We start from the raw sequence: 4,244 nt of genomic DNA, 5'->3' as shown, positions 1-4,244 counted from the left end.
GCGGTTGCTGCTCCGTGGGCCGTGCTGCTGATGATGTCGTTCCAGCCCGACGTGATCAGCCGGTACTCCTCGCCGGTCGGCGTCGCCGTCCTGGCCGTCGGTGCGGTGCTGTGCGTGGGTGCGTACCGGCTGATGATGCGGATCGGACGGCTCCCGGTCGAGCAGAGGATCCTCGGATGAGTCCGACGGCGTGGGGAGGGGTCCTGGGCGCGACCGCAGCCCTCGGCATCCTGCTCGTGGCGTCCCGGGTGGCCGCCCTGCGGCGACCCCACCTGGGGCTTCGGGTGCTCCCGTACCTGCGTGACGTGCCGCGGATCGGTCAGCCGGTACGCCCGGTCGCGTCCCCCGCGGGTGCCTCGCCCTTCCACGCGGCGTCGGAGGTGTTCGGGCCCGGGGTGCGTGCGGCCGCGGACCTCGTCGAACGAGTGCTGGGAGGCAGCGCCTCCGTACGGCGTCGGCTCGACCGTCTCGGTGTCGAGATGACCGTGCACGAGTTCCGCGTCGAGCAGGTCTTCTGGGGGCTGGGCGGCTTCGGGCTCGTCGCCGGGGTGCAGGTGCTGCGGGCCCTGAGCGGGCCGGTGAGTCCGGTGGCCGCCCTGATCCTGTGCGGCGTCGGCTTCGGGACGGGCGTGCTGCTGAGGGACAACCGGCTGAGCGCCCAGGTGACGCGTCGGGAGCGCCAGATGGTGGTCGAGTTCCCGGTGGTGGCCGAGCTGCTGGCCCTGTCCGTTGCTGCCGGTGAGAGCCCTGTTGCGGCGCTCGACCGGGTGGTGCGCCGCTGCCGGGGCGAGCTGGCGCGGGAGCTCGGTGGGCTGCTGGCGCGGATCCGGACGGGGGAGTCGGTGGGTCAGGCGTTCGACCGGCTGGCCTCGACCACCGGGCTCGAGCTCGTTGCACGCTTCTCGCGCGGCGTGGCGGTGGCGGTGGAGAGGGGTACGCCGCTCGCCGACGTGCTGCACGCCCAAGCCGCGGACGTGCGCGAGGCCGGGCGCCGCGCCCTCATCGAGTCCGCTGCCCGGCGGGAGGTGGCGATGATGGCCCCGGTCGTCTTCCTCGTTCTTCCCGTCACGATCGTGTTCGCCTTCTTCCCGGGGGCGATCGGTCTGCGCCTGATGGCGCCCTAGTCACACCCGCGGCGGCATCGGGGTCGTCGCGGTCACACCACGAACGGGGAGCAGGACCATGCAGGAACGATTCGACGACGCAGCGCTGGCGATCTTCGTACGCCTCACCATCGGCGTGCGAGACGAACGAGGGGACGTGCCCGGCTGGGTGATGGTCACCGTGATGAGCGCAGCCGTCGTCGCCGTGCTCATCCCGATGGCCAAGGACCAGCTGGGCGACATGATGGACAACGCGATGGCGATGGTCACCGGGTCGGCGGCGGAGTGATGCCCGTGCGCGGGCGGCGGCCACGGCCACCCGACGACGAGCGCGGGGCGGCCGTCGTCGACTTCATCCTGGTGCTGATGCTCCTCCTCCCACTCGTACTTGGGGTGATGCAGGTGGCGCTGGTGATGCACGTACGGAACACGCTCGCCTCCGCAGCCGCCGAGGGTGCTCGGTACGCCGCCGTCCTGGGCTCCTCCGCCGAGCTGGGGGAGCAGCGGGCGCGCGACCAGGCGGCTGTCGCCATCGCCGGGCGCTACGCCCGCAACGTGAGCGTCCGCCCGGCCGTCGTCCTGGGGTCGCCGGGCTACGAGGCCGTCATCGAGGCCGAGGTGCCCGCGCTCGGGCTGGGCGGACCCGCCATGACGCTCCGCGTGACGGGCCACGCCGTCGCCGAGGACCCCGCGGGAGTGGCACCGTGAGGTGGTCGGCGGCCAGCTGGGACAGGTGCGGGCGGACGGGGAGACGTGTGCCTCCGGCGGGGCCGGGGGAGGACGGCACCGCCATCGTCGAGTTCGTGTGGCTGGCCCTCATCCTCATCGTCCCGCTGGTGTGGATCGTGCTGTCGGTGTTCGAGGTGCAGCGTGGCGCGTTCGCCGTCGACGCGGCCGCCCGGTCCGCCGGCCGTGCCTTCGCGCTGGCCCCGGACGAGGTCGCGGCGCACCGCCGGGCCGAGGCCGTGGTCGCGCTCGTGCTGGCCGACCAGGGCGCCGAGGGGATGCGGGGGCGGGTGCAGGTGTCGTGCACCCCGTTCCCCGACCACTGCCTCACCGGCACCTCCACCGTCACGGTCACCGTCGAGTCCTCCGTCACGTTGCCGTGGGTCCCGTCGATCCTCGGCGAGGCGGCACCGACGTTCGCCCTCTCCTCGCAGCACTCGGTCCCGATCGGGCAGTACGTCGAGGCGTCACCGACGGCTGCGGGGACGAGGTGAGAGCCGTCGGGGCGGGCCGGCGTACGGACGAGACCGGGCAGGTCACCGTCCTCATCATCGGGTTCGCGGCGATCCTGGCGGCACTGGTCGTGGTGGTCACCATCGCCTCCTCGGCGTACCTGCAGCGTCAAGGTCTCGACACCCTCGCCGACGGCGCAGCGCTCCACGGCTCCGACCTCGGAGCCGCCGGCGTGTACGAGGGCGGCCTCGACGGCGAACGGCTGCTCCAGGACCCCGAAGCGGTGCGCGCGGCGGTCGAGGACTACCTCACCCGGGCTCGTGCCGACGCCCGCTTCGAGGGGATCCGCTCGCAGGTGGGCGTCGACGCCACCGCGGGGCGGGTCACCGTCACTCTCACCGCGCCCCTCGACCTGCCGTCCGGGTTCGGGGCGTTCGACACCCGGTGGGTCAGCGCCACCAGCAGCGCGTCCGTCCAGATCCAGCGCTGAGACGCGCGTCGACTCAGGTGATCGCCTGCACCAGGTAGAACCCCGCCAGCGCCAGCGCCAGCCACCCCAGCAGGACCCGCAGTGCCCGCTCCGGCAGGTACGGCTGGGCCGACGCGCCCGCCCACCCGCCCAGCAGGCCGCCCAGCCCCGCCGCCACGCCCAGCGGCCAGTCCGGGGAGATCGTCCCCGGGACCTCACGCGCCAGCAGCACGTACGTCGCGACCCCGACCACCGACGTCACCCACGTCGACAGCAGCGCCACCGGCGCGACCGACGCCACCGTCATCCCGAGCCCCACCAGCACCGGCGCCAGCAGCGAACCGCCGCCGATCCCGTACACGCCGCCCACCACACCGACCAGCGCCGACAGTGCCACCACCCAGCCCGTGCGCGGCGGGCTGCGGTGGCCAGCCGGCGTACGGCGGCGCAGGATGTGCACGCCCAGCGGGGCCAGCACCGCCGCCGCCACCAGCCTGAACACGTCCGGGTCGCTCACCACGTGCACCCGCAGCACCGCCCCCAGCACCACACCCGGCACTGCACCGGCGAGCAGCGGACCCAGCAGGTGCAGCTCCACCTGCCCACGCCGGGCGAACCGCAGCAGCCCACCCGGGGCCGAGACCACGTTGAACACCAGGTTCGTCGGCGTCACCCGCGGGTTCGGCACCCCCAGCACCGACAGCTGCACCGGCAGCAGGAAGACCGCACCCGACACCCCGACCGGCGTCGTCACCGCCGCCAGCAGCGCCCCCGCGACGAACGCGACCAGCTCAGGCCACAGGTCCATCCCACCTCACCCGAAGCGGCCGTTGACGTAGTCCGAGGTCCGCTGGTCCTGCGGGTTGTCGAAGATGACGTCCGTCGGCCCGTGCTCCACGATCACCCCCGGCGTCCCGTGCGAGGCGAGGAAGAACGCGCACTGGTCCGAGACCCGGTGCGCCTGCTGCATGTTGTGCGTGACGATCACGATCGTCACGTCGCCGGCGATCTGCGTGATCGTCTCCTCGACCACCCGCGTCGAGGTCGGGTCCAGCGCCGAGCAGGGCTCGTCCATCAGCAGCACCCGCGGGCGCACCGCCAACGAGCGCGCGATGCACAGCCGCTGCTGCTGACCCCCGACAACGCCGAACCGGGCTGCTTCAGCCGGTCCTTCACCTCGTTCCACAGCCCCGCGCGCGTCAACGACTCCTCCACGAGCTGCTCCCGCTCACCGCGTCCCGCCTTCACGCCCGTCAGCTTCAGCCCCGCGAGCACGTTGTCCTGGATCGACATCGCCGGGAACGGGTTCGGCTTCTGGAACACCATCCCGATCGCCCGGCGGGCATCGGTCAGTCGGCGCTCGGGGTCGTAGATGTCCTGGCCGTCCAGGCGCACCTCCCCGGCCAGCGCGGCGCCCGGTACCAGCTCGTGCATCCGGACGGTCGTCCGGGGTGGGGACTGACCTGGCATGAGCTGGCTCTTTCGGACGCGGT

7 protein-coding genes and 2 pseudogenes are annotated in these 4,244 nt (G+C 73.1%); 6 read left to right on the top strand and 3 right to left on the bottom strand.

Annotated features, from left to right (window positions below):
• From ACI379_RS01160 to ACI379_RS01135, 6 genes and pseudogenes are all read left to right on the top strand, one after another.
• Positions 1-180 (top strand): annotated as a pseudogene (locus ACI379_RS01160) (type II secretion system F family protein); the annotation flags it as partial.
• On the top strand, positions 177-1,124 hold the full coding sequence (locus ACI379_RS01155) for a type II secretion system F family protein (RefSeq protein ID WP_439790222.1): 948 nt from the start codon (positions 177-179) through the stop codon (positions 1,122-1,124). The pseudogene ACI379_RS01160 and the gene ACI379_RS01155, both read left to right, overlap by 4 nt.
• A 58-nt stretch (positions 1,125-1,182) precedes the next feature.
• Entirely contained in the window at positions 1,183-1,392 is a 210-nt protein-coding gene (locus tag ACI379_RS01150) for a hypothetical protein (protein ID WP_439790221.1), read from the top strand.
• Positions 1,392-1,811: a TadE/TadG family type IV pilus assembly protein gene (locus ACI379_RS01145; RefSeq protein ID WP_439790220.1), complete on the top strand. Its 420-nt coding sequence runs from the start codon at positions 1,392-1,394 to the stop codon at positions 1,809-1,811. Before ACI379_RS01150 ends, ACI379_RS01145 begins: the two co-directional genes overlap by 1 nt.
• A gap of 47 nt (positions 1,812-1,858) precedes the next feature.
• Positions 1,859-2,323 (top strand): hypothetical protein, encoded by a 465-nt coding sequence (locus ACI379_RS01140; protein ID WP_439790219.1) that lies wholly within the window; start codon positions 1,859-1,861, stop codon positions 2,321-2,323.
• Positions 2,320-2,772: a pilus assembly protein TadG-related protein gene (locus ACI379_RS01135; RefSeq protein ID WP_439790218.1), complete on the top strand. Its 453-nt coding sequence runs from the start codon at positions 2,320-2,322 to the stop codon at positions 2,770-2,772. The genes ACI379_RS01140 and ACI379_RS01135 overlap by 4 nt, the downstream gene beginning before the upstream one ends.
• A 13-nt stretch (positions 2,773-2,785) precedes the next feature.
• On the opposite strand, the gene ACI379_RS01130 is transcribed toward ACI379_RS01135, so the two are convergent.
• The 3 genes and pseudogenes from ACI379_RS01130 to ACI379_RS01120 all read right to left on the bottom strand — a co-directional run.
• The gene (locus tag ACI379_RS01130) at positions 2,786-3,559 is read right to left on the bottom strand and encodes a sulfite exporter TauE/SafE family protein (protein WP_439790217.1); all 774 of its coding nucleotides are present in this window, start codon (positions 3,557-3,559) and stop codon (positions 2,786-2,788) included.
• 6 nt (positions 3,560-3,565) lie between these two features.
• Positions 3,566-3,826: a hypothetical protein gene (locus ACI379_RS01125; RefSeq protein WP_439790223.1), complete on the bottom strand. Its 261-nt coding sequence runs from the start codon at positions 3,824-3,826 to the stop codon at positions 3,566-3,568.
• A 45-nt stretch (positions 3,827-3,871) separates the two neighbouring features.
• Positions 3,872-4,185: pseudogene (locus tag ACI379_RS01120) on the bottom strand (ATP-binding cassette domain-containing protein); the annotation flags it as partial.
• Between the last annotated feature and the right edge of the window lie 59 nt (positions 4,186-4,244).

This window comes from Nocardioides sp. (genome assembly GCF_051876515.1).
Classification (GTDB): Bacteria; Actinomycetota; Actinomycetes; order Propionibacteriales; family Nocardioidaceae; genus Nocardioides.
Note: the sequence above shows the minus strand (reverse complement) of the source record. Positions and strands in the feature narration are given on the sequence as shown.

Excerpts from the sequence above, each read along its gene's own strand:
- ACI379_RS01150 (WP_439790221.1), top strand. The coding sequence starts at position 1,183 with ATGCAGGAACGATTCGACGACGCAGCGCTGGCGATCTTCGTACGCCTC.
- ACI379_RS01130 (WP_439790217.1), bottom strand. The coding sequence starts at position 3,559 with ATGGACCTGTGGCCTGAGCTGGTCGCGTTCGTCGCGGGGGCGCTGCTG.
- ACI379_RS01125 (WP_439790223.1), bottom strand. The coding sequence starts at position 3,826 with ATGGACGAGCCCTGCTCGGCGCTGGACCCGACCTCGACGCGGGTGGTC.
- ACI379_RS01155 (WP_439790222.1), top strand. The coding sequence starts at position 177 with ATGAGTCCGACGGCGTGGGGAGGGGTCCTGGGCGCGACCGCAGCCCTC.
- ACI379_RS01145 (WP_439790220.1), top strand. The coding sequence starts at position 1,392 with ATGCCCGTGCGCGGGCGGCGGCCACGGCCACCCGACGACGAGCGCGGG.